Genomic DNA, 26,712 nt, shown 5'->3' on the forward strand with positions numbered 1-26,712 from the left:
AATCGAGATTGTCGTAGATCTTCTCCGAGGTGGCGTCATCCGGGAAGCCATCGAAAAAGTTCAACTTGCCAAGCCTGGTGTCCACACTCTCCGGCGTGACGATCGAATCCGGTATCGGCGTCGTCATCTTCATCTTTGGCGCTTCGGCGGAAGCAGCGGTTAGGCCCATCAGCATTACCGAAACGGTGGCGTAAAGCAGTCTCGTGGTGCGTATCATTGCTCTCTCCTCATCGACATCCGACGCTACGCATCAGCATGGTCGGGATAATTGTTTGGTCGGGATAGTTATTGCGCCACAACGATACCGGGCGGCTGCCACGTCCCTTCGCCCGCGGGCAGGATCGAAGGCGCTTCGGTCTTCGGCCAGTACAGGCGCATCACGAGATAGATCGTGTCGTTGGGTGCAGGCAGCCAGTTAGCTTCCTTGCCCGCGCCGGGGCTGTCTTTCTGGATATAGAGGGTGAGCGAGCCATCCTCGTTCTTCATCATGCCGGGCAACATCGGCGAGTTGATGAGGTAGCGGTTGATCGGGTTCTTGATCAGCAGCTGGCTCTTGCCGTCATACATCGTCACCGACCAGAAAGAGTTCACCGGCGGGAGCTGTCCGGGTGCGAAGGTGAGGGTGTAGTTGTGCTTGCTGGCGTCGAGTGTATCGCCCGTCGCAGTCGTACGGGTAAAGGGATACATGGCTTCCACGGCATCATTGCCATAGATGCCGGCCTTGACTGCTCCTGCCCGCATCAACCAATCGCCGTTGTAGAAGGCTTCGTCGCCAAGAAGCGAGCTGACGTTCCAGCCGTTGATGGGCTTGTTTCCGATGGTCAGCCATTTGTTGATTTTATCGTCACCTTGCTTCATGCCTATCAGCATTTCTGCCTTGTGCTCGAGCGATAGATCTTTCAACTCGAAAGTCTTGCCGGGACCGATACCAATCTTCGCCAGTTTCGCACGGATCTCCTTGTCCCTTGGCGTCTCGGGGACGAATTGCAGGGCCGTATCGAGATACTGGAAGAAGTTTTCCTTGATCCCGGCGGTGGTGGCGGGAAGGAAGTCGATCGTCGGCGCGGCGGGCGGCGCGGGCTGTTTGAGGAAGGCGGAAAGCGGCTGCGCCTTGTAGCCGGCCTGCACCTTTTCCACATTCGGCATATCTTCGGCGTTGATAAGCTGGGTCCGAAAGTTGGCGAAAACGAACGGGGTGGTCGAGGAAAAGACCTGGCTGATGCCGGCGGGCTTCTCGCCTTTCCAGTCGGGTCCGACAACCAGATAAGAACCCGGAACGTTTCCCGTGGCACGGCTGCCGATGTAGCCAAAATTATATGTGTTGCCGTCAATCAACTGCACCGAATAATAGCGCTCCTTCTCCACCGCCGGCACGGAGATCACCATCGGCTCGGCACGAAGATCCAGCCACAGTATTGAGTATGGCGTGTCGCTGTTCGGCGTGACCACCGCTGTGTCTTCGTAGGTCGCCACATGGTTGAGGTTGTCGATCTTGTTGAACGGCGCCTTGAACTGGCTGGACTTGGGGTCAACGGCGAACTCGTTCATCACCGCATAATTCATCACCAGCGGCAGGCCGTAGATGAAGCCTTCCTCGGCGATGTCCTTTGCCTCGATGATGCCGGGGTAGCTCTGCGCCATCAGCAGGCTTGGGTTCGCAATCGCGGCGCCAGCGGCAATCGCCGCGACCGAGCGAAGTAAATCTCGCTTCGTCAACATTTGCCGTGCTCCTTTATTGTTCGATGAGTTATCGAATTCGTTCGTTTCATAAGTTTCGCGCCGGCAGGGCTGCGCCGGTCTTCTCATTTTTTCGGGAACAGAAGTGTAATTCCGGTGCGAAAGCCCCACCCGTCCGGGCCGCTGTCGGGGCTTTCAGCCCAGTAGCGGACGCCGGCGAAGAGGCTGATCGGCTGCTTATCGACGACGACCAGCTTCGAGACCTGGAAATTGACCGGAACCGACCATGTCTCGGCCTCCCAATTGTAGCTGCTCTCGGTGTTCAGCGTGAACGTCCAGGCGTCCTTCGTCGTGTAGGAGACGAAAGGCTGCAGAAAGGTCGAACTGATGTCACGGCGGTCGCTGTCGCCGGCGAACGACCAGATGTGGTTCGCCAACGCGCCGATGGTCCATCCATGGCTCTGCTTCAGCACGACGGCGGTCGGGCCTGCGCCCCATTTGCCGCCGCCGAGCAGGTCGTCGGTCGCGGTAGGAACCAGAAACACCGGGCCGACGCCCCAGACGATGCCGGACTCCGTCGGTTGGGACGGCGAGAAGAACAGGCTCTGGGTTATGTCGCCGAGGCCGAATTGCTCGCCCGACGGCCCGGCGATATCGTTCTGCCAGATCACGGGCACGATCGTGCGCGAGATCATGTTCCAGTCGGCATTAAGCGAGACGGGGATGACCGGCTGGATGTTGACATAGGCCTTCTCGCCGTCGTTCGGCCCATAGCCGCTGTCGTAATTGAATTGGAACGGCACGCTGATCAGCGAGGCGATCGGGTTCGACAGCTTTTTGGCGAGTTCCTGCGTGTCGTCCTGGGCTGACGCTGCGCCTGCAAAGAGCAAGGCTGGAACCAAAAAGCCTATCATTCGCAGGAGGCGACTGCCACTCATCAGCGGTCCGGGCGCGGCTTCTCGACCACGTGCTTGTCCTTGCCGTCCAGTGCGGTCCCCGATTTCCTCAGTCAACCTGCCTACCATTCTTGCCCCCTCGCCTTGCGCAATTCCGCGGATCGATGTCGACCTTCGACCATGCGTCTTCCGCTTCGCAAGTTCTTCGCACATGTCACAAAAGGCTTCACTTCGGTCCATCAACCGACGGATTGAGAATTCCGACTGCGGGAACCGGCGCGCTGCCGCTGAAAATGCTTTTTTGCCGTTTGGCCCGATGCTCGCTAGCATTGCGCCACGTTGTCAAATCAACCTAGGCTCGGCATTCGTGACGTGCCAGCCGCAGTATGTAAGTTACGTGGACCAACCCGTAATTGACGAAGAAACGAGGCGCGGCGGCCGCTCGAAAACCTCAACACGCGAGGGTACGGTGATCCGGGCGGATGCCTCCGCAGGAAAGAAGTTTAATCCCCCTGCGGAAGACTGTCGTGCCCAACTCCACCGGATCGCCAACGGTATACCGGGTGCCCCTCGTTCCCAAGCCAGCGCTGGAGCGTACGTTTGCCTTGGGTTGCGTGACCAGAGCCTCCGGGGCCTGGCAAGATGTTCGGTGGGAACGCGGGATGACGTCAGTCGCGGAGCTCACGCTGCCCGCCATCTCCGAGTTCACCAAACCGGGAGTGTTACTGGTGGCCAACCATCGTGCAGAAGTCGCCATGCGTCTGGTCACTGGCTATGTCGCCGCATTCCTGCGTTATCGCGGTGCGATCCTCGTCTTTCAACGCCGTCCACGAGGCCTTGAAGTCGGTTTCCGACTTTAAGGTCTTCATATCGGCAGCGGTGTAGAACGGCGCCATTTTAGTCGGCTCGTCGAGGGCGCCGCCGTGCTCGGCAAGTGCGGCGCCGGTCATCATCGAAAGCGCCATCGCGCCCGTGCAAAGCATCTTGAGGTTCATGGTCATTTCTCCCGTTTGATTTTTAAGTTCGTCCAAGCAGCGATCCATGCAGGAACGCGCCACCTTGGCCGGTTGCTTTGCTTTAGGGAACGTAACTAACTGTATCCTACAGATAGAATTACAGACTATAGCGATGTCAGGGTTGTTCATATTCGGTTGGACGCTAGCGTCCTGGTAAGCATCATGACCGATTTCGGCAAATTGAGAATTGCGGGCCGCGTGATCCCTCCATCCGCGATCGGAGAGACGCCGATTGCTGACTTCGTGGGCCTGCCGCGCTTAATTCTCCGAGTAGAATACAGTTAGTTACGTTCCGCCCCGTCAATTGATCCGCCAAAGTTCACGGGAGGTGAAGCAAACCCTCGCTGGGACTGCAGGCAAAGGATCGGAAAATGACCAACAGGACGGAGCCCCCACCGGCGGCCTCCGATCTCGCTGCGGGCGACACAAGCACCTCCTCGTCCGGCTTACGGGCACTCACTTTAGCCGCCTGCTATTGAGCTGATCGAAGACCGTCGCGCATTGAAGGATGGAATTGCTCATGCCGCGTCGAACCAAAACACGGACTGCCACAACGGTCGTACTAGCTCTCGCCATCATCTATTTGCTCCTCGCCTATTTTGTCGTGCCGGAAATCTGGGTGTTTCGAGATGCCTCACGCGTAGCGGACTTCGGCAGCATGCTCACGCATACCGAGCAGGATATCCCGGGCGATCCGATCAACGTCGGGCTCGTCGGAACGAAGGAAGAGGTCATTCGTGCATTCGTGGCAGCCGACTGGGACCCCGCCGACCCCATCACGCTCCGTTCTTCCATCGATATCGGTCTCAGCGTCGTGCTCCGTCGACCCGATCTGGAGGCCCCTGTCAGTGCTTTGCTTTTTGAGGGGCGGAAGCAAGACCTGGCTTTCGAAAAACCGGTCGGAGACAGCGCGGACCAGCGCAATCATGTCCGTTTCTGGCTGACCAAGAAATTGGGCAGCGATGGCCGTCCGCTTTGGCTGGGTTCGGCCAGTTTCGATCGCGGCGTCGGACTTAGCCATGACACCGGCCAGATCACTCACCACATAGGCCCCAATGTCGACGCGGAACGCAATATGGTTATCGGCGACCTGACGGCGGCCGGACAGCTTTCCTCCAGTTACGAGATCCCTGGTACCGGCGCTACCGAGGACGGCCGCAACGGCGGTGGCGATCCGTATTACACGGACGGGAAGGCCCTCGTTGGTGTGCTGAACGGAGCTTCGCCTAATTAGCCCGCCAGAGCGGATGCGCAGTCCGCGTTTTTTCGCATTCAACTTCGGATGCGTCCACGCTCAGCGGTCATTTCGTATCCGCCTTCGCCGAAAATCGCAGCCGCGATCGTACGATGATGGCGCAGCGGCTTCGGCTCCAGTCATCATCAAACGCTTGGGGATCGAGCTTCCCGTGACAGTACCGCGCAATAGCCTTGGTTGGATCGGGAATATTTGCGGGTTCTTTGGGGACCGCCTGCCACAAGCATGTCAATCGGCCATTGGCGCATACAGCGTCGCCAGCGCCAGCCCCCGACTACGTAACTTACATACTGATACTGGCACCACCAAAAAGACTATGCGCATTCTAGCGCATAAGGGACGGCGCTATGGCAGCAAACGGCAAGCCTCCTGGCGGGGAGCAGGCCTACTCGGCGACGCCCTTCCGCATGCCAATTTGCCGAAATTGATGAGCGGTAGAGAACTGGCCAAGAACTGTCGAATCCGATCGCCTCAAACTTTACGGCGTCGATAATATTGTAACCACCGATGGGCCTACGCGGCTGAAGTGAATGGATTTTGCTTTCGCACCCGGATCACGCTGCTGTTTCCGAATGAATTGCCGGATTGGAGATGAAACATGAACCAAGTAATGAAGTCCCACTTTAGATCGCGACCGCGATTTATCGGAATTGCGGCAGTCTCAATCGGGCTAGCGCTTTCCGTTTCGCCGTCGTGGAGTCAGAACGTCATCGACGCCGACGCTGACGCTATCCTTGTGGCCATGACGAACCACCTCAAAGGCTTTCAGGCGTTCACGGTCGACTATGACACCGATCATGAGATCGTCGATCTGGCCGGCCAGAAGTTGCAGTACAGCGCTTCCGGCTCCGTCCAGGCGTCCCGCGGCGACGGCTTTCACATGACCCGCAAAGGCCCTTTTGCCGAAGTAGAACTCACCTTTGACGGTAAGGTAATCTCTGTCCACGGCAAGGGCTTGAACGTCTATGCACAGTTGGACAGTCCTGGAGCGTCGATTGATGAGGCGGTCGAGGAATTCAGGGTGTCGACCGGGCTCGACGTCGCGGGCGCCGATTTTCTGGTCACCGATCCTTATGCCGTTTTGACCGAAGGCGTTACGTCGGGGAGATTGGTCGGCGAGGCTTTTGTCGGCGGCATCGAGTGCGATCAACTGGCTTTTCGCAATGACGACGTGGACTGGCAGATCTGGATCAGCAAAGGCGACCAGAAACTGCCTGTCAGATATGTGGTCACCACCAAATGGGTGACGGGCGCGCCGCAATATTCATTGCGGTTCAGCAACTGGAAAGCCGGTGAGGTCGACGCCGAGCTGTTTTCGTTCAAGCCTCCGGCCAACGCGAAAAAGCTGGAGCGGATAGACTCCGACGAAGTCGGCGAACTTGTACTGGAGGGCAGCAAATGAACGCGCGGTGCATCCGTAATCATCTCTCGGTCGCCGTTCTTATGACGGCGTTTCTTATGACCGATAGCCTGATGGGCGGTTACTTCATTCCGGCAGGTTCGATCGTTTCCAGCGCGGAAGCGCGCGTCGGCAGGCCGCTTACGCCCGGCAGCGTCGCCGGCGTTGCGCGGCGTACAACGCGCCGGGTCGTCCGCCGCTCGACGATATACGTGGCGGCGCTCCCCCCCGCCTGCGTCAGGATTAGCATCAACGGCGCTGCGGTTTGGCAGTGCGGCGGGACATACTACCAGCCCTATGGCGGCCGTTACGTCGTCATCTACGTGGATTGACCGTAGCCGCCCAAAGCGAGGAGGGTCTCGAATAGCACTACGACGAGTGGGGCTGCAGCGACGGTCGGCGGCGTTGCCGGAATGGTGATGACGGCCCCCATTGCCGCAGTCGACCTGAACACGCGCGAAACGACGCCGACCCTGTCCGCTTGAACCCGAAGAGCGGAAACAAGACGGCCGTTCGCAAGGGGCTACACCAGAATTGGCGTTGGGCAGCAAATGGAACGACCATTGTGAGCGACAATCTGTCGGAGGACGCGGATATGACATCGCTCACGACAGGTCTCGAGCAACTTGCGGGACGTTTTGTAGACGGCTTGCACTTGCGGGTATCTCTCAGAAACGGTCGCCATGGCGTCAAACCGGACATCATGCCGTCGTTGCGGATGTTCTGACGAACATGGTCGCACGGCAAGACGTTGGGCGGCGTTCGTATGTGTGCGTAGGTTACAGTTATTTACGTTCCCGGACGTGAGCCGATCGGCCAAGGTCACTACAGCGCGCAATAGCGTTGCCCCCGCAGGATGACAGCTGCCTCTGGAGCATTCGACTAGGGTATCATAACCAACGAAAATTTAGCCTGACACAAGGGGAATACCAATGCGGAAATTCATGACACTCATCGCGGCAACGTCAGTAGCACTTTCGTCTACGATGGCAGCCTACGCACAAGATCAAAACCCGCTTCCCAAGGCCAGCGATGTGCTTGTCCGGTACGGGGACGACGTCGAGGGCTGGACCGTCTATGCCAATCAAACCCGCGGAGATTGCTTGATCGTGCACTCAGATGGCCCAAATTCGGTGCAAATGGGCGTTACCGCAAATCGGGAGGTCGGGTATCTTGGCGTGTTCACGAAGCAGGATATCGGCCTTCTGAACGGGAACAAGTCGGAGATCTTCGTCTCTATCGACGGCCATCTCTATGAGGGTGTGGCCACTAGCACGAGCGGCGAACTCAAGGGTGGATACTCTGGCGGCTACATCTTGACAGATGACCCGAAGTTCAAGCGCGACGTAGCGAAAAAATATGAAATGATCGTGTTCCCGGAAACCAAGGGGGCCTTTGTCGTCGATCTGAAGGGGACCTACAAGGCAATGGCAATGGGCCACAAGTGCCTCACGCAGTGACTCCGCTCCTGAAGCGGCCGGCATCATCCACGACGGCGGTAACTGCGAGCGCGATGAGATGGCCGACGCCGGGGATCGTCATCAGTCGGCCGCGGAACTTGGCCATTTTCTGATGTCGGCATTGATCGCTGCGACGGCCGAGAGCAGCGCAGCACGCGCTGCGATGAGGCCCTCCATGGCGGCAAGACAACCCGGTTAATCCCTCGCTGCCCCGCAGCGTCAATCGGCAATTCGTTGCGACATAATTGGGCCACCGGCATTCGCGCCGGTGTCCAGGAATCCCTCCATATGTCGTCGTCCGTGACGATTCATACGCGTTCGCCGGACATGATGCAGATCAATGCGCATTTGGGATGGGAGATGGCACGCCAATCCGGATCAATCTCGAAAAGTCTGGCGAAAGGCCTGACTCCCGCGCACGGCCGTCAATGTGGGCCAACTCCCTCAAAACCGACATTGGCATGCGGCTGTCGAGCGCACCCCGTGCATACGCATATTCGGGAAGATAGCCATTAACGATCAGGCGCCAGTCAAGAGGGACCACGTCACCGACGGCTCGCATCATCTTGACGATCGTGGTCGTGCAGTTCGTCGTGATGGAATTATAGAACTCCGGCGTCGTGGAAAGTGCATTTGCGTCCAGGACGTATTCCAGCAAGAGCGCCCGGGCCGCGTCCGGTGACACTTTTAGTCGATAAATTTGAACATCCTCTCCCCGAACGTTTGACCTGACGCCGACGACGTCTCGCTCGTCAGCCGCAATAATGACCAGGGGATTGCTCTTGAACAGGTCTGCCATGGGTGAAAACTTGCCGCCTCCCTGGCGCCGCACCTCAATCGACCAGGCAAGGTAGTCACCTCCTGCAAAGCCGAAGCTTATCATAACATGGGCGATTTTGGTCCCGGACCAATAAGACATGAAGAGGTCGACCGTCTGAATGTTGGAGAGGTCGTAGGTCCGCGTTGTCCAGCGTTCGGTGAAATCAGTGTCGCTACGCCATTCGAAGTCGCGCACGTCCGTCAGCGTCAACAGATTCCCGTCGCGGGTGCCGGTCACCTGACGGGCGACATCGGGCGCCCAGTCCGCATGATCGAAAGGTCTGATGGTGCTCCACCAAACCAGAACCACAGCAAACGCAGCCACAAACAGGACAAGCGCCCTGATGCGAAACCGGCTGAAGAGGGCGATGACGATGGCGAGGCCGAACAAGATGAAAAGGACGCCGGCCATAGCCCGTCCAAGCTCAGCCACCGGCAGGCGATACCACATGGCAAGTCCGACCCAGGCAGTCAAGATTGCGACGGCTAGCGAAAGGATGATGGCAAGCGAGATCCGAGCGATGCGACGCATTCATTCCCCTTTTCAGCCCAGACGGGACCGCGGCAACATTCCTGCGGATAGGTTGGCTCTCCCCGTCATCGGCTTCAGTGCTGCCGCTTTGGCTTCGACGAATGGCTATTTCTTGCAGTCTTTGATAGTCGGAGAGGAGACAGCGCAATCCTTGCCAGCGCTCGATTTCCGGCTGGTCTGGGAACCCGTCAAGGCGCCGATGTGATTGCCTAAATTTTCTCTGCTGTTTTGATCGACCGCTGCAACAGGTGCCGCAATCACCAACCCTGCCGCGCTGCCTGCCGCTGCCGCCACACCGGTCGTTGCGTGGATGATCGTGTCGCCGAGGCCTATCCTGTTGTCGGTCAAGGTCTGGCCACCGGCCATTCGCGCCCCGATCAGTTGCACGACCTGCGGTGACGAGGCGAACTTGCCGTGATGCAAAGGATCGCCGGATTTGACTTTCGTCAGATCGATGACGGTTATGTTGTTGCTGGCGAGTTCTTCCTTGTATGGAGCTTGTTCCGGATCGATCGATCCGAGCCGGGGGATATCGCCCCAGACCCGTCGCGAAACTTTGAGCGCGCGATCGTCCTGCGAGACAAAGAGGGTGAACTGCGGGTGCTGTTTGCCCATGTCGGCGATCTGAGTACGAAAAACATCGACGTCGACGTCTGGCGCGGCCAGCATGACGTTTTTGAACTTCGCCGGAAGGCCGCCATTGCGGATGGCCATCTGGCGCAAGCCTTCCAACGCAAGCCAGTTGCCCATCGAATGGGCGAGGATCGAAACTTCCTTGATTTCGGGATCGCGTGCAAGATACTGGAACAGCAGTTCGAGCGCGTTTCGCGTGTAGTTGGTGCTCTCACGATCGTAGCCATACGCCAGCGCACTGCCTCGGGAGGGCCATGTGACCAGGATCGGGACGCTCTGCGTGTCCGTATCCTTCGCGATCTGCGCAAAGCGATAGACCGAGTCTTCAAAGCGATTGTTGAATCCGTGAATGAAGACGAGGACGCTGTGATCCGGGCTCTTCCTGACAGAGGCGCTAAGCCACCCTTTCGCTGTCTGGAGCGTCAATTCCTGGGCCCGCACGACTGCGAAATCAGTCGCGGGGTTTGATGGCAGCTTCTTGGGCCATGCGACCTCGCCAACCTTGCGGACCGATGCCGGAGGGATTGAAACCGTAATTTCCGCGAACGAGGGGGCCAGTCCGCGCTCGCCCGTATACATTTGTGCCGGATTGGAGGAACGACTGCGTGTCGTTGCGACCAGCATCTCCACCTTGCTTGAGGAAGGCGAGGTATCGGCCACAGGCAGCAGCACATTCGTCGGACGGGACGCGCACCCCAACAGCAGGCCAACCAACGCCGACGCCAACAAAACGTTGCTGATACACCCGACTTTGGGCAGGCTCACGAAACAGTTCCTCAAACTCTTCTCCCGTTTCGAAGTCATCCCAGGCTCAGATCCAATCAGAACCGAAATCTGGCACCGATGATTGGTCCCTGCATCGCTATGTCAAACACAAATCCGTCGTCGTCATAGTCTACGGCAAGGTAGCGGTAACCCGCTTCCAGCGTGACCGAATTGCTGTACCGGTATTGAAGCGTGCCCAGCACTTGCCAATCGAGATCGGCGCCAAGACCGAAGCCACCGACATCCGCTTCGCCATGGAGTCCGAATCCGTTGCCGAGAGCAACATCGCCGGCCACGCCGAGAATGGGGTCGATCCAGGTCTTGCTGCCGCTGGCTTCATTCGTGGCGAGAGGACCAGTAACAGTCAAATCCGTGTCCAGGTACCAGAGCCGTCCGCCGGCCAGAACGTCCAAGGTGGCGGTGCCGTTGTCGACGACCCGATAGGAGCCGCCGAACGTCCACACCACCGTGTTCATGTCCGCCTCGGCCGAAAGACCTAACGGGCCGGACGACGTGCCATCGGCCTCGAGTCCCAGGTAGATGAAGTCGGTGAACAGAGCGTAGCGGCCATTGCGCGCCTCACCGGCAAACATGACCGGCGGGGGAGACCAATCGATGTGGTCGAAAATCTGGCCGAAATCGACGTCGATATCGACCGGCGACAGGCCCCTGACGCCGACCCTGCCCTTCATGCCTGCCATCCAGAAATAAGGCTCTGCCGTGAAGGTCCAGGCCGGCGCGGCTTCAGCAGGCGCGGGTGCGGTTTCAGGAAGTTGCGTCGCAGCGTCAGCGGCGATCGCCGGCACCGCAACCAGCGCTGCCGCTGTTCCCGCCCAAGCCAACACGAGAGCTCGGATGATTCCCATATCGAAGTCCCCTCTAAGTCTGTCTTTTACTTCATGTCCGATGCGATCGTTTCGCGCGCCCGCAGTGACAACAACATATCTCTATTCTCTATCCGCACCGCTCAGCTAATGGATATCGGATTCCGATCGTTTTTCATATCGACAGCGGCTTATTTCTTCGTTGCCTACTTCGGGAACAGCAGGGAAATTCCCGTGCGGAATCCGGATCCGTCGGGTCCGCTAAGTAGAGATCGCTTGCCAACGGAAATTCCAAGCACCCTCCGATTAGTTCTGGCGTGGCGGCCAAGGAATGACACGCGATTTCCGGGCGGCATCCGCGTGCAGCACGGCTCCGACCTCCCCAACTAGTCGATCCACCAGTTCCTGCCATTCGGCTCGTCTGGACTCGCGCAATGCCGGTGGGACCTTGTCGATCCTCGACAGTGCGAGTTCCGCCTCAGCAAGTTCCTCGCACATATCCTGAAAGCCCTCACTTCGGTCCACCAGCCGATGGATCGCCAATTCAAACTGCGGGAATCGACGTACCGCCGCCGAGACCGCTCTTTGTCTATCAGCCGGTTCGTCGTCCATCCTCATAGCGCAGATTCGTGTTTTCCCGAAACCACCGTAGCCTATCGCATGGAGGCGGCTGCGGAATGTAAGTTACGTGGGCAACAGGGTAATTTCTTTGCACCCATAGCGAGTGCGGTGGGGCACCAAGCCTACAAAACCGCAAATTCAAATTGCGTCGCTTGCCGGTGAGGCCGCCTAACAGTCGATCCGTTGACGTCCGCCGCTGCATTGCACAAATCGTCGCTGTCATCCGGGTGTTATCCGTTCAGATTACCAAGAGTATTGCAAGAATTGGCTCGCGCGTATAAATTAAGCAGCGAGAGGTAACCGGCGAAAAAAGAAATATAACTGGGAGTAGTCACCCCAGAACGTCAGGTGAGGGAACCAAGGTGATTCGCGCGGAACCAGCCGCAGGGAGGGCGCATAGGCTCGCCCCAGAGGACTGTCGTGCCCAGCTTTCCCTGATCCTCAACAGCGCAGACTTCGATGCAACCGGTCGCGAGCGCCGCTTCCTCAGCCATGTGGTGGAGGAGACGTTGGAGGGTCGCGGTGATCGTATCAAGGCCTATTCGATCGCAGTCGAAGTGTTCGGCCGCGATACATCCTTCGACCCGCAAACGGATCCGATTGTCCGCATCGAGGCTGGCCACCTCCGGCGTGGGCTCGAGCGCTACTACCTCACTGCCGGACACGCCGATCCAATTCTCATAACGATCCCGAAAGGCGGTTACGTTCCAATATTTTCGGTGCGATCGCCAGCCGAGATCATTGAGCCGGCCCTGCCGGTCAGCCGGGCAGAGGAAGTCCCGACTCCTTCTCGATGGATGAGGGCATCATGGCTGACAGTGGTTCTTGCGGCTACCGTCGCGGCATTGGCTGTTGCGGCATTGGGATTGGCGAGTGGCGGCGTCCGCCCGACTTCTCCTGAGATTCCGCGACTGCTGGTTGAGACGTTTGACGATCTTTCAGGAACGGAAGCCTCCAGTGCGATTGCGAGTGGATTGACACAGGAAATTGTCGGGCAACTCTCGAAGTTCAAGGACGTCATCGTCGTCCAGTCTTCTGAAGATTCGGTCGTGCCATCGCGCTTTGTTCTTGCGGGAAGCGTTCACCTGTCGGCAGATGCCTTCCGGCTTCGGGTCAGGTTTATCAACCGCGCCGACGGCTCCGTGCTGTGGGCGGACAGTTATGATGGAGAGATGAAAGTCGCCGCGCTTCTTGAGACCGAGGCCAACATCGCTCAGAAGGTGGCGACGAGCCTCGCCCAGACATACGGTGTGATTTTTCAGGCTGACGCCTCGCTCAACGTCTCGAATCCTCCCGACGATTGGGCTGCCTATTCCTGCACGCTTTCCTTCTACGCATACCGGGCAAAGCTCGATCAAAGGGCACTTCCAGCAGTGCGTGCGTGCCTGGAGAAGGCCGTTGAGCGTTTCCCGGGTTACGCCACGGCCTGGGGTCTGCTGTCGCAGGCCTATATCGACGAGATTCGATTCCTCTATCCTTCCGACGCAGCCGCGACGTCGGCCTCGATCACTCGCGCTCTTACCGCGGCCAAGCGGGCCGTGGAACTAGACCCGCTCAACATCCGCGGCCTGCAGGCGGAAATGTTCGCGCTCTATTTCAGCCAAGAGATCGAGGCGGCGCTGTCCGTGGGCAAACGTGCCTTGACCATCAACCCCAACGATACCGAACTGATGGGCGAATACGGATATCGGCTGGCGCTTTCAGGAGGCTGGGACGACGGCTGTCCGCTGGTCGCGGAAGCCCGCACACGCAATCCGGGTCCCTTAGCCTATTATGAGACCGCGCTTGCCCTTTGCGCCTATTTTCGCGGCGATTATCAGCAGGCGGCCATGTGGATCAGGAAAGCAACGGTTCCCGGCAACGCGAACTATCACACCATCGCGGCCGCGATTTTCGGCGAGGGCGGATATGAAGCGGACGCCCGGCGCGAGCGTATCTGGCTTGAAGAAAACGCGCCAGGCTTGATCAAGAACCTCCGGCAGGAGGTCGCGATGCGGATCAATCGACCAGAGGACGTCGATTTCTTCCTCGGGTCGCTCAAAAAGGCCGGGCTCGCATTCAAGGACTTAGGCGGGCAGACGTAAACTCTGCCCGCAAGACACGGCATTTTAGGTGGTGCGTGGCGCCGGCTGCTTCGAAAGCGGAACGGATCGTCAAGTTCGGCGGTCCGGGGGCGACTAAGAAGTCAGCGGCGCGCCCGCCCTCCCCTGCCGGCGGCGAGGCCGGCATCAAAAACAACGAGATCCAGATGGACGAACAGTGTTCGTTCGAATGATGCTTTTCCGTTGCCTTGAGGCTAGGCTTTTGATCAGCCAGCACGGCGCCTCCTCTTAAGCTCGCTGTTGGTCAAGGCCCGGCGGCCTGCTGATGGTCACCCCCAATAGGGCTGCCGGGCCGCTCGAACTTGCGCCACGGATTGCGCGGACTTCATGACCCGGCTTAAAAGCGGGTCGATTGAATGTTGATTTTGCCGTAAAAAGTTTCGGGCCGGAACGCTTGCTCGTCTCAAGGGTTGGGATGCAGGAGATGCAGGCGTGGCCGAGAAGCCGTCTATTGCCGAGATGTTACGACGAACCTCTGACCAACTGAAGAGGATCCGGAAACGCGTCGCCAATGGCGGTCACGTGGACCAGATGCAAGAGGTCGATGCCTTGGTGGGCCTCGCTAAAGAAATGGCCGACCGGCAACTGGCCGGGTTAGAAAGGCCGGCAGATGAAAACGAAGGCTCTGTGCAAGACGATGACGATGCAAAGGACTGAGCGTCGTCGATCGCTGACATTCCCCGATCACGAAATTAGAATTATTTGAATTGCCGAGTTCGGTACTATTCAACGGCGGCGGACTCCAACCGCCTGGCCGGCGCCCGTCAAGCGTCTTACCCCACGCCCCCAAGCGGCGCCGGCCATCCGTATGCTGCCACGAAACGGACGGGAGTGCGTAGGCTGGGACGCGACCGGTATGTAGAAGACCCGCCGCTACATTTGCGAAGCGACGGGCCTCCACCCCATTCCCCCACACCTGACCGTGCAATTGCGGTGCCAGATGTATTGACCCATTGCGGGGCACCTTATGGCTTCTACACAGCGGAATTACCGCCACGTAGTTCGTTTGCATGTTTCGATTCCATTAGCTTGAGCGCATGTATTCGCCAGCCAGGCGAGCACCTTAAGGCTCGCTGGTCAGGCCCAGCGGCCTCCAGCTGCCAGTCCCCCCCGCAACCAAGCCGCTGGGCCGTCCCCGCTAGAGCGAAGCGCGTTGTCTCGCATTTTGCGACATCTTGACTAAGGCCTCGCGTGCACCACTCAAATGAATGGCAATTTTCTGTCTGAATGCGTTTACGGTCCATTGTCCGCGACCACGCATTGTGTCGCGTGGGAGACACAGTAACTCCCCTTTTAAAGGCGTCGAGATGCTACGAGCACCGCAAAGCCAGTTCCTGAGACCTGAAGATCGGGCGATCTGCCAGCGGGTGGTCGACCAGATAGCTGCCGACGCTAAATGGTACAGCACCTCGATAGACGGTCAGATTCTGGCCTCGACCACGCTGACTCTCTTTCAATCCGGGGTCGTCAATGAAACGAATTTGCTGGCACATGTCCGCGCGCGCCGCCACGATTTTACTAACCTGACCGACTAGCACTTCACCCTGCCGACATCGGCGCCCGATGTGGCTCTTCGACGACCACTCCCTCCGCCAATACAACCCGGCCCTAAGTGCACAAACCCTGCAAAAGTACGGGCTTTTGAAGAAATGCTGTCACCAGGTGCTGCCGATTTGGCTGAAAGACGGTCATCTTGGCCGCTATTCTCCAAAGCTGGGAACCTCCGGATCTTGGTTCACAGGCCCACCGGTCAAGCCGGAAAGGCGTATCAGGTAAACTTGCGTTACCTTCGATCAAATCCAAACCCGTGGGTTTGAATTTGATCGCAACGGTCTGCAGGAATGGATGCGGACCGTCTGGCGAAACGACGTATTGAAAAGTCCACGAGCGGAGCGCGAAAGCCACCTGACGCGATGACCACGACGATTGAAGACATATACCGGCCGCTGGCGTTAACCGCGCGGTTTCTTGTCCAGTGCTGGCCGCAGCTATTGCTTGTCGGCTGCCTCGGTATGATCGCTCGTGATCTGCTGCTACAGGGCGCCGTGACGGTCGGCCTCCAATTCCCGCTAGGCGGAATGGTCATACTATCGCTGGTGGTTCTCGCCAAGCTGACGGTGCTGGTCATGATGTTCGTGGTGCTCCGGCCGCACATGCCGGCGGTGGCGGCATTGAGACAAAAAGCGAAAAAGGGAGCGGACGAAACAAAACGCGAGCCGATCCTGGCGATTACCGCGGCCGCGATCCTACCGTTCTTCGCCTACTATGCCGCCTGGGGTTTTCTCGGCGATACGGTCCGTGAGTATTCGCGCATGGCGCTAGCCCAAGCCGATCTCGGCAAGAGCGTCGATATCTTCGCCATTCTTCAGTCAAGCGGCGTGGTACTGTCGATCGTCATTTGCTGGCTGGTGCGTTTTGCCGCCAAGCGGCTGAACGCGCGCGCCTCTCACCCCTACTGGCGGCTGCTGATCGTGGCGACGGACGCAACTTGGGTCTTCATCGGCCTCTACGCGCTCGGAGAATGGAAAGACCAGTTCATCCGTTGGCTTGGCGCAGGTGCCGCGCTGCAACAGCTCAGCCTCGATTTGCTTGCGCCGGTGACTTCGGCGGCCGCGGCCGGCCAGTTCGTTCCCGTGGAATTCCGACCGCTTCCCTTCGGAGAGCAGCTTCAGAATCTATTCTTTTTCGCGTTGCTGCCGATTGTCTGGCTGGTGATGGCGGCAATCATCAACGGCTATGAACTTTCCGCGCCGGCCGCTCCCGGTCCTGCGCCATTGCGCACGACCTCCTGGCAGAGGTGGCTGAAGGATTTCGCGACCCATTTCGTTGGCGGCTATCGCAGCCGCTACTCGCCGGTCTGGACTTGCCTCAAGCTGACGCTCAGTGCCGGCCTTGCCACGCTTGTCACCTTCGTCATCGCCTATCAGGCGATCTCCTGGGTCGGCGCCTGGATGTGGTATGGCCTGACAAGGCTGATCGGAGCGCATGATCTCGCAACCTGGCAGATCTTCGCCGACACCATCAGCCTGTTCATCGGCAGCCCAAGCGATCTCGACGGGGGAATCCTGCTCGACGCGGTCCGGGTCGCGCTGCTTGCAGCCGTGCTTGAGACCGCGGTCGCCACGGCTGGTGAAGCGAGTGGCGTCAGGTCCGCGGTTCGCTGACGCTGAGATAATTTGGCAGCGCCGAATAGAGGGCGATCGACAGCGTGAGGCTGCTCGCTGCAGGTGGAATCGAAAAGCTGGCAGCCATCCGGGCCGGCTTGCCGGGCTCCGTCGCCGCAAACGCGCTGCCACCACACAGGGACCGTTGCTGGGCCTCCGGATATTGCTTTCTGACCACCGGATCGGCAAACAAGGTTGGCTGCCATTCGCGACCGTTTTCATCGGAAAGCCGCACCTGGCATGGAATGGCGCCGAGCGCCTTCGGGTCAGCAGCGAGCGCCTCGAACTCGGCAAGGACGACGGCGCTTCCCTCGCTGCCTGCCAGCCTGGTGAGGCGCGTCACGGTCCAGCTTGCGCCGGCATAGTCGATCGGTTGCCCCAAGGTCGCAGATACCGGCTGACGCAAATGTTGGGAGCGCCAGTCCTTGATGCTTCCCCACGTTTGCGCGGAGAGCGCGGCAGGCAGTGCAACCACCAGCGCCATCATGCTCAGCCAGTAGCCTCGCCGCGTTGATGTCACCTCCGTGGGAGAACTGTCCATGGCGGTCCTTCCTGGTTGCGGCGGATGGTGATCGCGGGCTCGATGTCCTTGCCGGAAACATTCGTGGCGATGCGGATCTCATCGTCGAGCGGCAGCAACTTTGTGCGTGCGACCACTACGGTCCCGCCAGCGACGGCATCCTCCGCCACTTCGAATATCAGAAGGACACGGCGTGGCAGGCCGGGCTGGTAGGCATCGCCCGGCATCATTTCGATCGTCGCCGGCACCCGGTCGGTCAGGACATAACGGACGCCGCTGCCGCTCAGCCACTCGCCCGATGTGAGACCCAACGTTTCGAATTTCGCCTCGGCCTCGCCTTCCACCACAACCCACACGCCGGAACTCGTGTAGGTCTTTGACTTCCCGAAGGTCTCGACATTTAGAACACGCGCCACCCTGGCGCTGTCCAGCGAAAGCGCGAACGCGCTAGCCTCCACACGCTTGTTCATGCCGCCCGAAGAGACGATCGGCGAGGTAATGTCGCTGTAAAGCGGACGCGTGTGCTGCATGCCGTAGAGCACGGCGGCAGCGAACAGCAGCGCAAGTGCCGAACGTACCATGCGCATCATGGCGCCTTCTCCACCGGCAGATCGACCGTCGCAACGGGGTCACGGTCGTACCATCCGCTTGCGCCGTAAAGATTGTCGCGCAGCTTGTAGATCTGGCCGCTGACGGTGATCGTCACCTTGTCCGGCACGGGCACACCGGCCGGCCATTCCCAAGCCATCGTCGTGCGTTCCGGCATGTTGGGGTTGAAATATCCCGCCAGATACTTGTCGCGATCGAGATAAACCGTTGGCATCGGCAGCTTTTGCGCCGGCGCGCCGAGTGTGACGACGCGGTAGAGCACGTTGTTGGGAGTGGCGGAACGGTTCACCACATCCAGATCCACCATCAGAAGCTGCACCGGCTGTGATGGGGGAACGCCTGTCGGGGGCATTGTTCCGACACGTGCCGTTAGCAAGGTCACAAACCAGCGACCGGTATCGATCTGCTGGCCTGCTTGCACAACAGGCACCTTTGGCGGATGGGCAGCTTCGTAGAGCGTCATCGAAAACGAGATTGCCGATGCGGCCAGCCCGCCCAGGCCGGCGATCAACAAGGCATACAGTCTTTGCCGTATTGTCGTTCGTGTCGGTTCCGTCATGCGCGGTGCGGTATGCGATGGTCCTCAGGCCAGCCTTATACGATGCGAACGCCACGCAATCGGACAATAATTGTTACATCGCTTAAACAGCAGCGCTTGCCCCTTTGACGAGGGGTCAGCGCAGCGGTAGCCAGCCGCGCAATCGGATCCTTGGTGGCCCGTCCAACCCTTTCGAAGAGGCGCTCGGTCTCCTAAGTTTCTCGGCATGCCTCGTCCCGTTTTGGCACGATCGGATTGGCATCTAAATTGCAATCGGATTGACATCTAAATTGCAAATTGAGACTCGCCCGAGTTGGGGCCGAAATCGGTCTGGTACATTCGAAGCGAGGCTCGCAGATTGCGGGGCAGCGAACTTCTTCGGTCACTATGTGAGCGCCTTCATATCAGTTTCACATGCGGCGGCTTTGAATGGTGTCGCCAGAGCGCTGGCGAGGGAGATGGAAATGGGTTTAGCCGAAAACTTGTCTGATGTTTCGCTCACATTCGCTTGTCCGGATTGCTCGCATCCGACTGTAAGGAAGGGCTCTGCGCTAAGAACAATCGCGCACATCAGATGCGACGGGTGCAACGCCAAGGTCCGGATCACTTATCCGCAGAAGCTAGCGATCTTCGAAAAGCACAAGCTACTAACCACCCAAGGCGCATTGCGATTGGCTATTTTCTAGGCATAGGCGCCGACTAACAGGACCTGAACAGCGCATTGCTTTCTCGCTGAGCGCTACTTCAGCTTGTCCTTAATTTTTTCCAACGGCATGAGTCGCAGTAGGAGAAATGGTCGTGCCTTCGTCGGAGGTGCCGGACATGCAGAAGGAAAATTGATGGGGGCGCCGGACCTGGGCCCGGCGTCCCTCTCCACCTCTTCACTTCTCGGACCACACCGCCAGCTCGTAGCCGTCCGGATCGGAGAAGTGGAAGCGGCGGCCGCCCGGGAAGGAATAGGCGGGCTTGACGATCTTCCCGCCGGCCTCCTCGACGCGGCGCTGGGTCTCGTCGAGCTTGTCGGCATAGAGGATCACCAGCGGCCCGCCCGCCGCCTTGCTCTGGCCACCGAGGGCGAAGCCGCCGGTCAGGCGGCCGTCGTTGAACTCGCAATAGCTCGGCCCGTAGTCCTTGAAGGACCAGCCGAAGGCCTTGCCATAGAAGTCGCGGGAACGCGGGATGTCGCCGACGGAAAATTCGACATAGTCGATGCGCTTGTCGTTGCTGGATTTGGCCATGATCTTCTCCTTTCGTGGTCTTTGGGAAGGCTCAGCGTTCGAACATTGCCTTCAGGGTGTTGAGGTCGCGCTGCACCGCCGCGGCGTCGGCAGCGAAGATCTCCTCCGTCATGTCCGGTGCCCTCAAGAGCACGAACATGACCTCCGCGCCGGTCCCATTGGGAACCACACGCACCGCATTGCGGGTTTCCTTGTCCTCGGCAAAGACGATGTGATCCAGGACACCGAATTCATTGGGTCGGGAGAAGCGGATGCGGATGGGCCGGCCGTCGGGGTCCTCCGCCGCCCATTCCTCGCCCGATCTCTCGAAGCGTCTGCCGAGGCCTGCCGCCCAGCGCTGGAAATTCTCCGGGATGGAGGCGAAGTCATAGACTTCGCGCCAATCCCGGTCGATGGACACGGTGATGATGCGGGATTTGTAGATGGTCATATCTGCCTCCTTTCCAATGAAGGCAGACTAGGCGGAACTGGCGGCGGCGTATTGAACGAAACGGCCAGCTCAGGCGCCGAGCTGTCGCAGAACCGTCGCGGGCGAGAAGTCCGACAGGCGCCGCACCTCGCGCGTCAGATGCGCCTGGTCGGAATAACCCGCCTCGAACGCAAGATCGGCTAGGCGCGGCTCAGCCGACTGCCGCACCAGGCCCAGAAACCGCTGGAAGCGGAGAATGCGGTCGAGCGTCTTCGGGCCATAGCCGAAAGCCTCCTGGCAGCGGCGGCGAAGTGTTCGCCGGCTGACGTCGAGCCGGTCGAGGATCACCGCCATGCCCGGACCGGCGGATTCCGTTTTCAGCGCGTTGAAGACAAATCCCATGTCCGGAGGCGGCGGCTCGACGTCGGGCGCAAGCCTGGAGAGTGCCGCTTGCATCGCCCGCACCCGCTCCGCCGTGGAGGATGCATCGCCAATTCTCTGGGCGATTTCGCGCGCCAGCGCTCCCAAGAAGTGGCTGAGCGCCACCCGGCCGCCAACGATCTCCGACATCGGCGGGCCGAGCCATCGGCTTGCCGCACCCGGTCGGAAGCGGGCGCCGATCACAGTAGAGCCGGGTGTCAGCGTAGAGAGGGCAACGGCCACGTCGGGGCCTGCTACGACCAGATCGCCGTCGATCCAGGTGATGTCGACGCAGCCGTCGGGAACCACGGCCGATAAGCTCCCCGCGTCCGGTCGCAATGTATTGGACCAGACACACTGGAAATGCCCTTCGAGTGCGGCCGGAGGATTAAACTCGCGGTATTCCCCGATTGCCCCGGAAAGCACGGGCGCCCCGGAAAGGATGGGCGCCCCGGAAAGGATGGGCGCCCCGGAAAGGACGGGTGGGTTGTCGTCGGGCGTCACGCGCCTCTCCTGTGAGGAACACTTTCGCAGGCATCGTACTCTTCGGTCCCGAAATCTATTGCGATGGCGGCTTGCTTCAACCCCTGTTGTCGTTCTCAATCAAGCTCCATCTGGTGTGATGCCACGTCAGGAAGAACCAGGCAGTTGTCGAGTATTCCACCAAGAGATCGTGGAATGGCCGGCATGACCACGGAAGCGGTCGTAAGCTGAGGCCCGCGACGCCCGCGCTCGGCTCGCGCCATCTTGAGTCTCGCACCAGGGATGTTTACCCCTTTACGAGAACAGCCTTTCCATCAGTCGTCGCATCTTTGAGGGGACCGAGAGTGGAAAAGTACCAATCAGGCCTCACCCTGGACAGTGCCGCCAGGGGATTCTTTCCGGAAGTCCGGTATAAGCTCGGGTCCCGAAGCACACGCTGGAAATCAAAGTCGGCTGCGAGCAGAACTCTCAGCAACAACTGCTGACGATCCAGCCGCAACAGGTCCGACCCGCTGCGATTGATCATGCTCCGGGCCCCCATCCACTGGTGAAGTCGCTCGCCTGAAAGAAGCTCTTCTGGGGGGCGGAACGAGATGGCCTTGCGTCCCTCCTCGATCGGGCGCGTAGGATGCAAGGGATACCAGAAGTCGAGAGGTTCGCTCACTGGCACAGTGACGCTGACCGCCTCGAGCGCAGCCTCGGTCGCGGCGCGCCTGACACACAGCAGGCTCTCAGCTCGAAACCCCAGTTCTCGAACCGCTTTCAGGAGAAGATCGCCGCCACCGGTCGCAAATGCCGCATTGATGCGATCGTTGAGGCTGGGTACCCAAAGATCACGGGGAATCCAGGTGAGATGCCTGTAGGTCGGATCGACAACCACCATGATATCCGTGTTCGCTTGCCAGTCATCCCGGTCGAGGATTGCCACTACCGTCACGCGCGCGGCCCCTGCTCCGTCCGCCCGCGCCAATTCGCGCTTACCTCTGTCGACGCCGCGCTCGTAGGCGAAGGTGCACGCCAGGACGAGCGGCCATGATGCGACAACGAACAGGCGATCCAGCCCTCGAACCGATCTGAAAGAAAGCGGCGCGATGAGCATGAACCGGCTGAAGCCTCGCCTCAGCAGCGAGCTCTCGTCGAGCGCAGGCCAGTGGATTGCGGCGCGCTTGCCACGGGCAAGCTGATCCTGGATCATCTGCCGGAAGCTGGTTGGGTTCAGGTGCGATGCCTGAACCGAAGGGGCCCAGACCGGACGATCGGCACGCTTCATCCGGCGGTGGAACTCCGTATCCTCCCCGACCCGAAGGTCCTCCCGGAACCCGCCATATTTTTCGAAGAGCGTTCGGGCATAGCTTGCGCCGTAGCGGAGCGCCTTCCTCTTGGGCACACCGGGCATCCGGCGAACCAAAACCGAGAGATGGCTTGCCCATGCATAGAGGTTCCGCGGATGGCTGTTGACCAAGGCCGAGGCTACGGAGTTGCGGCCTTTCTTGTGAAGCAGGAGCCGGTTGGCCGCCCAGCCCGGACTGGCGACGAGATCGGAGGCGAGAAATGCGACCCAGGGTGCGCGAGTGGATCTGATGCCAACGTTTCGCGCGGCCCCTGGCCACAGCAGTTGCGGGGTGGAAATGACGCTGATACCGGAGGCTTCACTCGAAAGAACGGAGCGGGGATCGCCACCGCCTGAGTTGACGACGACAATCTCGATCGGAATTGGTTGCGCCAGCAGCGAGTCCACTGCCGTCTTCAATTCCACCGGTGCACCAACGGAAAGGACCACCACGGCAAGTTCGGGAGATGCCTCGCTCAAGCGGGATTTCCAAGCAACAACTTTGCCGAGGTATCGAGCGGTAGCAACCGGGCGAATCGGGAATGCTCCGACGCTAGATCCCGGACCTGTTCCGCCACACCGGCAGGACTCCTGTAGGTCACGATATCCGCGACGCTGCGCGTATCGTGTCCGCACCAGAAATCCGCGGCACTTCCGATGTCGATGGCGATACCCCCCGCTTGCCTGATCCACATGCAGTAGATTTTACCCAGCATGCCGGCTGAAATGAGAAAAACACGACCGCGCAGCGGCCCCGACAATCGATCCCTCAGCCTTGTGAAGGCGTGTGGATAGTGTGCATCGCCGGCTATGCTGGCGAAGCCTGCGGCGTATTTGTGTTCCGGCGGAACCAGGTGGACGGTCTCGATAGTTATCCCGTGTCGCTGCGCCAGAACGCCGCCGAGCTTGGCATGACATGTGATCAGGGACACGGCTCCAAGCCTGGGGAGCAGCAGGTCCCAAATTCCCCAGAAGGATAGGGATTGGTGGATATGGCAGGAGGTCAGCACGGCTTGCTTGTTGGTGTTTCCGGCAGCGAAATCGATCGATGCAAGGAGGCCGCGGGCATTTCTGCCGCCGTCTCCCAACGCCTCCAGGGAGTTGCTCAAAATACCGCGACTAGTGCGATCGAGATCAGGAAGCCCAACGACATCGGCGGAACGTATCGCTTCTTTCAGCTGCCACTCCAGCGCGTTATCCACTTGGGCAGCGCGCCCCCACCAGGTCTGCTGGGTCGCTTCCCTGTCCGTCTCGCGAAACACCTCCAGTTCGGTTCTGTAGGGAAGCATGCACCCTTCCCCATCGCCCAACCTGATCAGCGAAAGAGGCTTCAGTTCATCGAATGCCTCAGCAATGCACGTTGCAACTTCAAGCGCTTCATTCAGGACGAAGGAGGGATCTGGGAAGAAGTCCGTATGCCCAGAACGAAGCCGGACAAAAATCCCGCAGATGTCGCGAACTGCATCTCGTCGATTTTCAGCCCCCACCGATCCCGGGCTGTGCGCGAGATGATCCCGAACCAGTTGCTCAATGTGAGGCCCCTGATCGAAGGCGCTTTCAGATGAGGAAACCAGACAATTAAGGGAGCGCAGTCTCGTACGCTGAAAAATTGCAGACAGCCTCAGCAATTCCCCCGCTACGGTATGGGGAGCTTCCGCGTCTACGCGATCCAAAACGACGTTCGCGAGACCAGCCCCGCCGACCTCCCAGGCTGCACTCACCATAGCCGACAGGATTTCAGGCGAGAACTCGTCGATACTCCCGTGCTCCCAAATCTGACGCAAGCATTCACCGGCCTCAAAGTACCGATGCGCTTGTATAAGGCAGTTGATCCGAAGCTTCTTGCGGGCTGCCTCCTTACCCGCGCGGCTGCGGTCAAGCACGTCCAGTGCCTCATCTGCCCGGCCGAGCCTTCCCAGAACGCCTAAATAGGAATGCAGCAGCTGCCAATTCCCGAGGAGCAGCGCTTCGTTCGTGCCTAAAAGCTGGCTCATGGTGGCCCAGTCGTGCGTGGCTTCCAGAAGTGGCATCGAGGCAAGCAGGTAAGCAAGTGGCGAGCTCCCCGCTTCCAACTCCTTGACGATCTCCTTAGCCTCGGCAATTCGCTGTAGCCGCACAAGCAACAGAACTTTGCGCCGCATAGCGTCGGGGTCGCTCAATGTCTTCCAGATGATATCCTGCATTTGCAGTGCGAGTGGCCAGTCGCCGCGTTCGGAAGCGATCCGCTCCAGGCCTCGATATCCGGCGATTTCCGCCGGAAAACGTTCGCACAGCAGGCCAAAAACCGCTTCGGCTTCCGCCAGCTTTCCAAGTTTCAGCAGGGCCGCGGCATGTCCGGCGAGTGCCTTGCGGCCAGGCGCGAGCCTGCTTGCCGCCCAAGCCTCCGCCGCGATACCCCAGTGGCCCAGCTTCTCTGCCGAACGGGCTGCTCCTTCATGTCCGCCTGGAAAGTCTGGATTGCGGCTGCGAAGCTCCGAGAACACCAACTCGGCCTCGCCGTAACGCCCGAGCATGAATAGAGCCGTGGCCCGCCTGTGCAGATATCTTTTTCGCTTGCCTGGGAGAATACGGGCGGCGACTGTCCAAAGCGCAAGCGACCTCGCCCAACGTTGCTTCTCCGACGCCGACAGGACAGTCTCTGGTCGGTGATAGCCCTGATGGTCGGCCTGTACCGCCCAAATGACCCGGGAACGCCCTGCACCATGCTCGCCGGAATCACCGCCGGTTCGCGCCATCTCTCGTTCGACCGCCGGAAAAATATGTCTCCATGCGGTTCCGTCGGACATCTCACGCGGCGTCCACTGACTGTGACAGAGGTCGCGCATAAACTGCTCGCGCTCCGGTTGCTTCGGGTGCTCGATATCATCGAGACTGTTGGAACAAAGGCGGTATGCGAGGCTCGCCGGAGATAGACATATCGGCGGAACGCCCGCGATCAACGCATCGATTGCGGCACCGGATGACAAGGTTACGCACACCCACGCATTTGCCACCTCGTCAGCGAACGGCCGCCTGCCGCGCGAGATGGTGACCCTGGGCACGGTCGAGCAAGCATCGACAACGGCTTCTTGATCTCGCCATCGCGTGCTGGGGTGCAGCCGGATCAGAATTGAACGATCGCTGATCTTCCTTATCGCCGCCGCGGTCTCGTGTAGCCACCTCACCATGTCGATGCCCCGTAGCGAGGCATCCTTGGGCACCTGTCCAACCAGGAGTATGTAATCTCCCTCGGTTCGGTAGGGCGTCAGCTTGATCCCGAATTCGGCCTGCACCCTTTCCCATCGATCCGGCGGGCTGTTTTCTGCACAAAAATCGGCGTCGTCGCCCAACGCTCCGCCTACAGCCACGCGGTAGTACGGGTGAACTTGCCGCGGGCGCAGCGGCCGACGGCGCAACGCCGCGAGCCAACCGGGCAGGCGCTGATTGAAACTCCGGCCGATCAGCGAGCTTTCGATGACGACGATGGGTCCGTTGTGTTCCCGATAGATGGCGTTCCTGAGACGCCCCTGCTGGGAGCGTCGAGGCGGATTGGCAAGCCCATACATCACCGCGACGTCGCAAGGTTTATACTTCCAACCAGGCGTAATCGTTACCTGCATGCCTTCCACACGGAACATGGAAATATCCATGAAGCTGACACTGTCGGTGAAAATGCGGGCATGCATTTGTGTCTTCACCGCATTTCTTCCAGCGCGCGGACGAACGTCTGCGGCATCCTAGCGGCCAAAGATGAAGGCCGACTCTGCGTGTTCATGTGATTGCCCCTCTCGGCGAACTCTAAGCGGTGGAGCCGGTCACGACAACCGCCAACAGAGTCGGGAAAGTGGGCGACGAAAGGTCAAGTCCGGCGGCTGTCTTGTCTAAGGGATTTTTTCGAGCGCTCTGCGCGGCCGCGTTCAAGACACTTGCGCAGCCATCCGCCGAATGGAAAAATTCACTGGAGAGTGCCGTAGCGTAGACATAGTGCTCGATCGTCGGGCTTGGCCCGCCATTTACCACCTG

24 protein-coding genes and 2 pseudogenes are annotated in these 26,712 nt (G+C 59.6%); 9 read left to right on the forward strand and 17 right to left on the reverse strand.

Annotation, left to right across the window (positions count from 1 at the left end; genetic code table 11):
• The 4 genes and pseudogenes from EN885_RS18740 to EN885_RS18755 all read right to left on the reverse strand — a co-directional run.
• Positions 1-217 (reverse strand): annotated as a pseudogene (locus EN885_RS18740) (hypothetical protein); the annotation flags it as partial.
• 68 nt (positions 218-285) lie between these two features.
• Positions 286-1,719, reverse strand: a complete 1,434-nt coding sequence (locus EN885_RS18745) for a DUF1254 domain-containing protein (protein WP_128244368.1) — start codon at positions 1,717-1,719, stop codon at positions 286-288.
• Between the two features lie 83 nt (positions 1,720-1,802).
• Positions 1,803-2,591 carry a transporter gene (locus EN885_RS18750; RefSeq protein ID WP_206616831.1) on the reverse strand — a complete coding sequence of 263 codons (789 nt, stop codon included), beginning with the start codon at positions 2,589-2,591 and terminating at the stop codon, positions 1,803-1,805.
• Positions 2,592-3,295: 704 nt separating this feature from the next.
• The gene (locus EN885_RS18755; protein ID WP_128244366.1) at positions 3,296-3,568 is read right to left on the reverse strand and encodes a hypothetical protein; all 273 of its coding nucleotides are present in this window, start codon (positions 3,566-3,568) and stop codon (positions 3,296-3,298) included.
• 541 nt (positions 3,569-4,109) lie between these two features.
• Between EN885_RS18755 and EN885_RS18760 the strand changes: the two genes are divergently transcribed.
• From EN885_RS18760 to EN885_RS18775, 5 genes are all read left to right on the forward strand, one after another.
• Positions 4,110-4,823 (forward strand): LssY C-terminal domain-containing protein, encoded by a 714-nt coding sequence (locus tag EN885_RS18760; protein ID WP_128244365.1) that lies wholly within the window; start codon positions 4,110-4,112, stop codon positions 4,821-4,823.
• A gap of 763 nt (positions 4,824-5,586) precedes the next feature.
• A complete protein-coding gene (locus EN885_RS18765) occupies positions 5,587-6,246 on the forward strand; it encodes a DUF2092 domain-containing protein (RefSeq protein WP_245493099.1) in 660 nt (219 codons plus the stop codon).
• Positions 6,247-6,302: 56 nt separating this feature from the next.
• Positions 6,303-6,575: a hypothetical protein gene (locus EN885_RS18770; protein WP_245493106.1), complete on the forward strand. Its 273-nt coding sequence runs from the start codon at positions 6,303-6,305 to the stop codon at positions 6,573-6,575.
• A gap of 233 nt (positions 6,576-6,808) precedes the next feature.
• Positions 6,809-6,970: a hypothetical protein gene (locus EN885_RS33650; protein WP_164897871.1), complete on the forward strand. Its 162-nt coding sequence runs from the start codon at positions 6,809-6,811 to the stop codon at positions 6,968-6,970.
• A 205-nt stretch (positions 6,971-7,175) separates the two neighbouring features.
• Positions 7,176-7,703 (forward strand): hypothetical protein, encoded by a 528-nt coding sequence (locus EN885_RS18775; RefSeq protein ID WP_128335203.1) that lies wholly within the window; start codon positions 7,176-7,178, stop codon positions 7,701-7,703.
• A 7-nt stretch (positions 7,704-7,710) separates the two neighbouring features.
• On the opposite strand, the pseudogene EN885_RS34305 reads toward EN885_RS18775, so the two are convergent.
• The 5 genes and pseudogenes from EN885_RS34305 to EN885_RS18795 form a co-directional block, all read right to left on the reverse strand.
• Positions 7,711-7,911: pseudogene (locus EN885_RS34305) on the reverse strand (IS110 family transposase); the annotation flags it as partial.
• A gap of 129 nt (positions 7,912-8,040) precedes the next feature.
• Positions 8,041-9,054 (reverse strand): DUF4105 domain-containing protein, encoded by a 1,014-nt coding sequence (locus EN885_RS18780; protein ID WP_128335204.1) that lies wholly within the window; start codon positions 9,052-9,054, stop codon positions 8,041-8,043.
• A gap of 105 nt (positions 9,055-9,159) precedes the next feature.
• A complete protein-coding gene (locus EN885_RS18785; protein ID WP_245493107.1) occupies positions 9,160-10,413 on the reverse strand; it encodes an alpha/beta hydrolase in 1,254 nt (417 codons plus the stop codon).
• 95 nt (positions 10,414-10,508) lie between these two features.
• A complete protein-coding gene (locus tag EN885_RS18790; RefSeq protein WP_128242230.1) occupies positions 10,509-11,258 on the reverse strand; it encodes a hypothetical protein in 750 nt (249 codons plus the stop codon).
• Positions 11,259-11,582: 324 nt separating this feature from the next.
• Positions 11,583-11,888 (reverse strand): hypothetical protein, encoded by a 306-nt coding sequence (locus EN885_RS18795; protein ID WP_245493100.1) that lies wholly within the window; start codon positions 11,886-11,888, stop codon positions 11,583-11,585.
• A gap of 854 nt (positions 11,889-12,742) precedes the next feature.
• Between EN885_RS18795 and EN885_RS18800 the strand changes: the two genes are divergently transcribed.
• From EN885_RS18800 to EN885_RS18815, 4 genes are all read left to right on the forward strand, one after another.
• Positions 12,743-13,981, forward strand: a complete 1,239-nt coding sequence (locus EN885_RS18800; RefSeq protein WP_245493101.1) for a hypothetical protein — start codon at positions 12,743-12,745, stop codon at positions 13,979-13,981.
• Between the two features lie 450 nt (positions 13,982-14,431).
• A complete protein-coding gene (locus EN885_RS18805) occupies positions 14,432-14,656 on the forward strand; it encodes a hypothetical protein (protein ID WP_126106608.1) in 225 nt (74 codons plus the stop codon).
• A 650-nt stretch (positions 14,657-15,306) separates the two neighbouring features.
• Complete coding sequence (locus EN885_RS18810) at positions 15,307-15,534, forward strand: hypothetical protein (protein ID WP_126106607.1); 228 nt, start codon at positions 15,307-15,309, stop codon at positions 15,532-15,534.
• 378 nt (positions 15,535-15,912) lie between these two features.
• Complete coding sequence (locus EN885_RS18815; protein WP_095486915.1) at positions 15,913-17,163, forward strand: hypothetical protein; 1,251 nt, start codon at positions 15,913-15,915, stop codon at positions 17,161-17,163.
• Here the strand turns inward: EN885_RS18815 and EN885_RS18820 are convergent.
• From EN885_RS18820 to EN885_RS18860, 8 genes are all read right to left on the reverse strand, one after another.
• Positions 17,144-17,650, reverse strand: coding sequence for a hypothetical protein (locus EN885_RS18820; RefSeq protein ID WP_095486786.1), 507 nt, complete (start codon positions 17,648-17,650; stop codon positions 17,144-17,146). The two genes, EN885_RS18815 and EN885_RS18820, sit on opposite strands and share 20 nt — an antisense overlap.
• 29 nt (positions 17,651-17,679) lie before the next feature.
• Positions 17,680-18,273, reverse strand: coding sequence for a hypothetical protein (locus tag EN885_RS18825; protein WP_128242233.1), 594 nt, complete (start codon positions 18,271-18,273; stop codon positions 17,680-17,682).
• Positions 18,270-18,803: a hypothetical protein gene (locus EN885_RS18830; RefSeq protein ID WP_206616830.1), complete on the reverse strand. Its 534-nt coding sequence runs from the start codon at positions 18,801-18,803 to the stop codon at positions 18,270-18,272. Before EN885_RS18830 ends, EN885_RS18825 begins: the two co-directional genes overlap by 4 nt.
• A gap of 908 nt (positions 18,804-19,711) precedes the next feature.
• Positions 19,712-20,068, reverse strand: coding sequence for a VOC family protein (locus tag EN885_RS18840; protein WP_095486789.1), 357 nt, complete (start codon positions 20,066-20,068; stop codon positions 19,712-19,714).
• 31 nt (positions 20,069-20,099) lie between these two features.
• Positions 20,100-20,498 carry an SRPBCC family protein gene (locus EN885_RS18845; protein WP_128242235.1) on the reverse strand — a complete coding sequence of 133 codons (399 nt, stop codon included), beginning with the start codon at positions 20,496-20,498 and terminating at the stop codon, positions 20,100-20,102.
• Between the two features lie 69 nt (positions 20,499-20,567).
• Positions 20,568-21,401, reverse strand: a complete 834-nt coding sequence (locus tag EN885_RS18850; RefSeq protein WP_245493102.1) for a helix-turn-helix domain-containing protein — start codon at positions 21,399-21,401, stop codon at positions 20,568-20,570.
• A 265-nt stretch (positions 21,402-21,666) separates the two neighbouring features.
• Positions 21,667-23,190, reverse strand: coding sequence for a glycosyltransferase family A protein (locus tag EN885_RS18855; protein ID WP_128242236.1), 1,524 nt, complete (start codon positions 23,188-23,190; stop codon positions 21,667-21,669).
• Positions 23,187-26,375 carry a tetratricopeptide repeat protein gene (locus tag EN885_RS18860; RefSeq protein WP_128242237.1) on the reverse strand — a complete coding sequence of 1,063 codons (3,189 nt, stop codon included), beginning with the start codon at positions 26,373-26,375 and terminating at the stop codon, positions 23,187-23,189. Before EN885_RS18860 ends, EN885_RS18855 begins: the two co-directional genes overlap by 4 nt.
• Positions 26,376-26,712: the final 337 nt, after the last annotated feature.

Origin of the sequence: Mesorhizobium sp. M6A.T.Cr.TU.014.01.1.1 (assembly GCF_004022765.1) — a bacterium.
GTDB classification, from domain to species: domain Bacteria; phylum Pseudomonadota; class Alphaproteobacteria; order Rhizobiales; family Rhizobiaceae; genus Mesorhizobium; species Mesorhizobium mediterraneum.

Excerpts from the sequence above, each read along its gene's own strand:
- EN885_RS18745 (WP_128244368.1), bottom strand. The coding sequence starts at position 1,719 with ATGTTGACGAAGCGAGATTTACTTCGCTCGGTCGCGGCGATTGCCGCT.
- EN885_RS18750 (WP_206616831.1), bottom strand. The coding sequence starts at position 2,591 with ATGATAGGCTTTTTGGTTCCAGCCTTGCTCTTTGCAGGCGCAGCGTCA.
- EN885_RS18755 (WP_128244366.1), bottom strand. The coding sequence starts at position 3,568 with ATGAACCTCAAGATGCTTTGCACGGGCGCGATGGCGCTTTCGATGATG.
- EN885_RS18760 (WP_128244365.1), top strand. The coding sequence starts at position 4,110 with ATGCCGCGTCGAACCAAAACACGGACTGCCACAACGGTCGTACTAGCT.
- EN885_RS18765 (WP_245493099.1), top strand. The coding sequence starts at position 5,587 with ATGACGAACCACCTCAAAGGCTTTCAGGCGTTCACGGTCGACTATGAC.
- EN885_RS18770 (WP_245493106.1), top strand. The coding sequence starts at position 6,303 with ATGACCGATAGCCTGATGGGCGGTTACTTCATTCCGGCAGGTTCGATC.
- EN885_RS18775 (WP_128335203.1), top strand. The coding sequence starts at position 7,176 with ATGCGGAAATTCATGACACTCATCGCGGCAACGTCAGTAGCACTTTCG.
- EN885_RS18780 (WP_128335204.1), bottom strand. The coding sequence starts at position 9,054 with ATGCGTCGCATCGCTCGGATCTCGCTTGCCATCATCCTTTCGCTAGCC.
- EN885_RS18795 (WP_245493100.1), bottom strand. The coding sequence starts at position 11,888 with ATGGACGACGAACCGGCTGATAGACAAAGAGCGGTCTCGGCGGCGGTA.
- EN885_RS18810 (WP_126106607.1), top strand. The coding sequence starts at position 15,307 with ATGCTACGAGCACCGCAAAGCCAGTTCCTGAGACCTGAAGATCGGGCG.
- EN885_RS18815 (WP_095486915.1), top strand. The coding sequence starts at position 15,913 with ATGACCACGACGATTGAAGACATATACCGGCCGCTGGCGTTAACCGCG.
- EN885_RS18820 (WP_095486786.1), bottom strand. The coding sequence starts at position 17,650 with ATGATGGCGCTGGTGGTTGCACTGCCTGCCGCGCTCTCCGCGCAAACG.
- EN885_RS18825 (WP_128242233.1), bottom strand. The coding sequence starts at position 18,273 with ATGATGCGCATGGTACGTTCGGCACTTGCGCTGCTGTTCGCTGCCGCC.
- EN885_RS18840 (WP_095486789.1), bottom strand. The coding sequence starts at position 20,068 with ATGGCCAAATCCAGCAACGACAAGCGCATCGACTATGTCGAATTTTCC.
- EN885_RS18845 (WP_128242235.1), bottom strand. The coding sequence starts at position 20,498 with ATGACCATCTACAAATCCCGCATCATCACCGTGTCCATCGACCGGGAT.
- EN885_RS18860 (WP_128242237.1), bottom strand. The coding sequence starts at position 26,375 with ATGCATGCCCGCATTTTCACCGACAGTGTCAGCTTCATGGATATTTCC.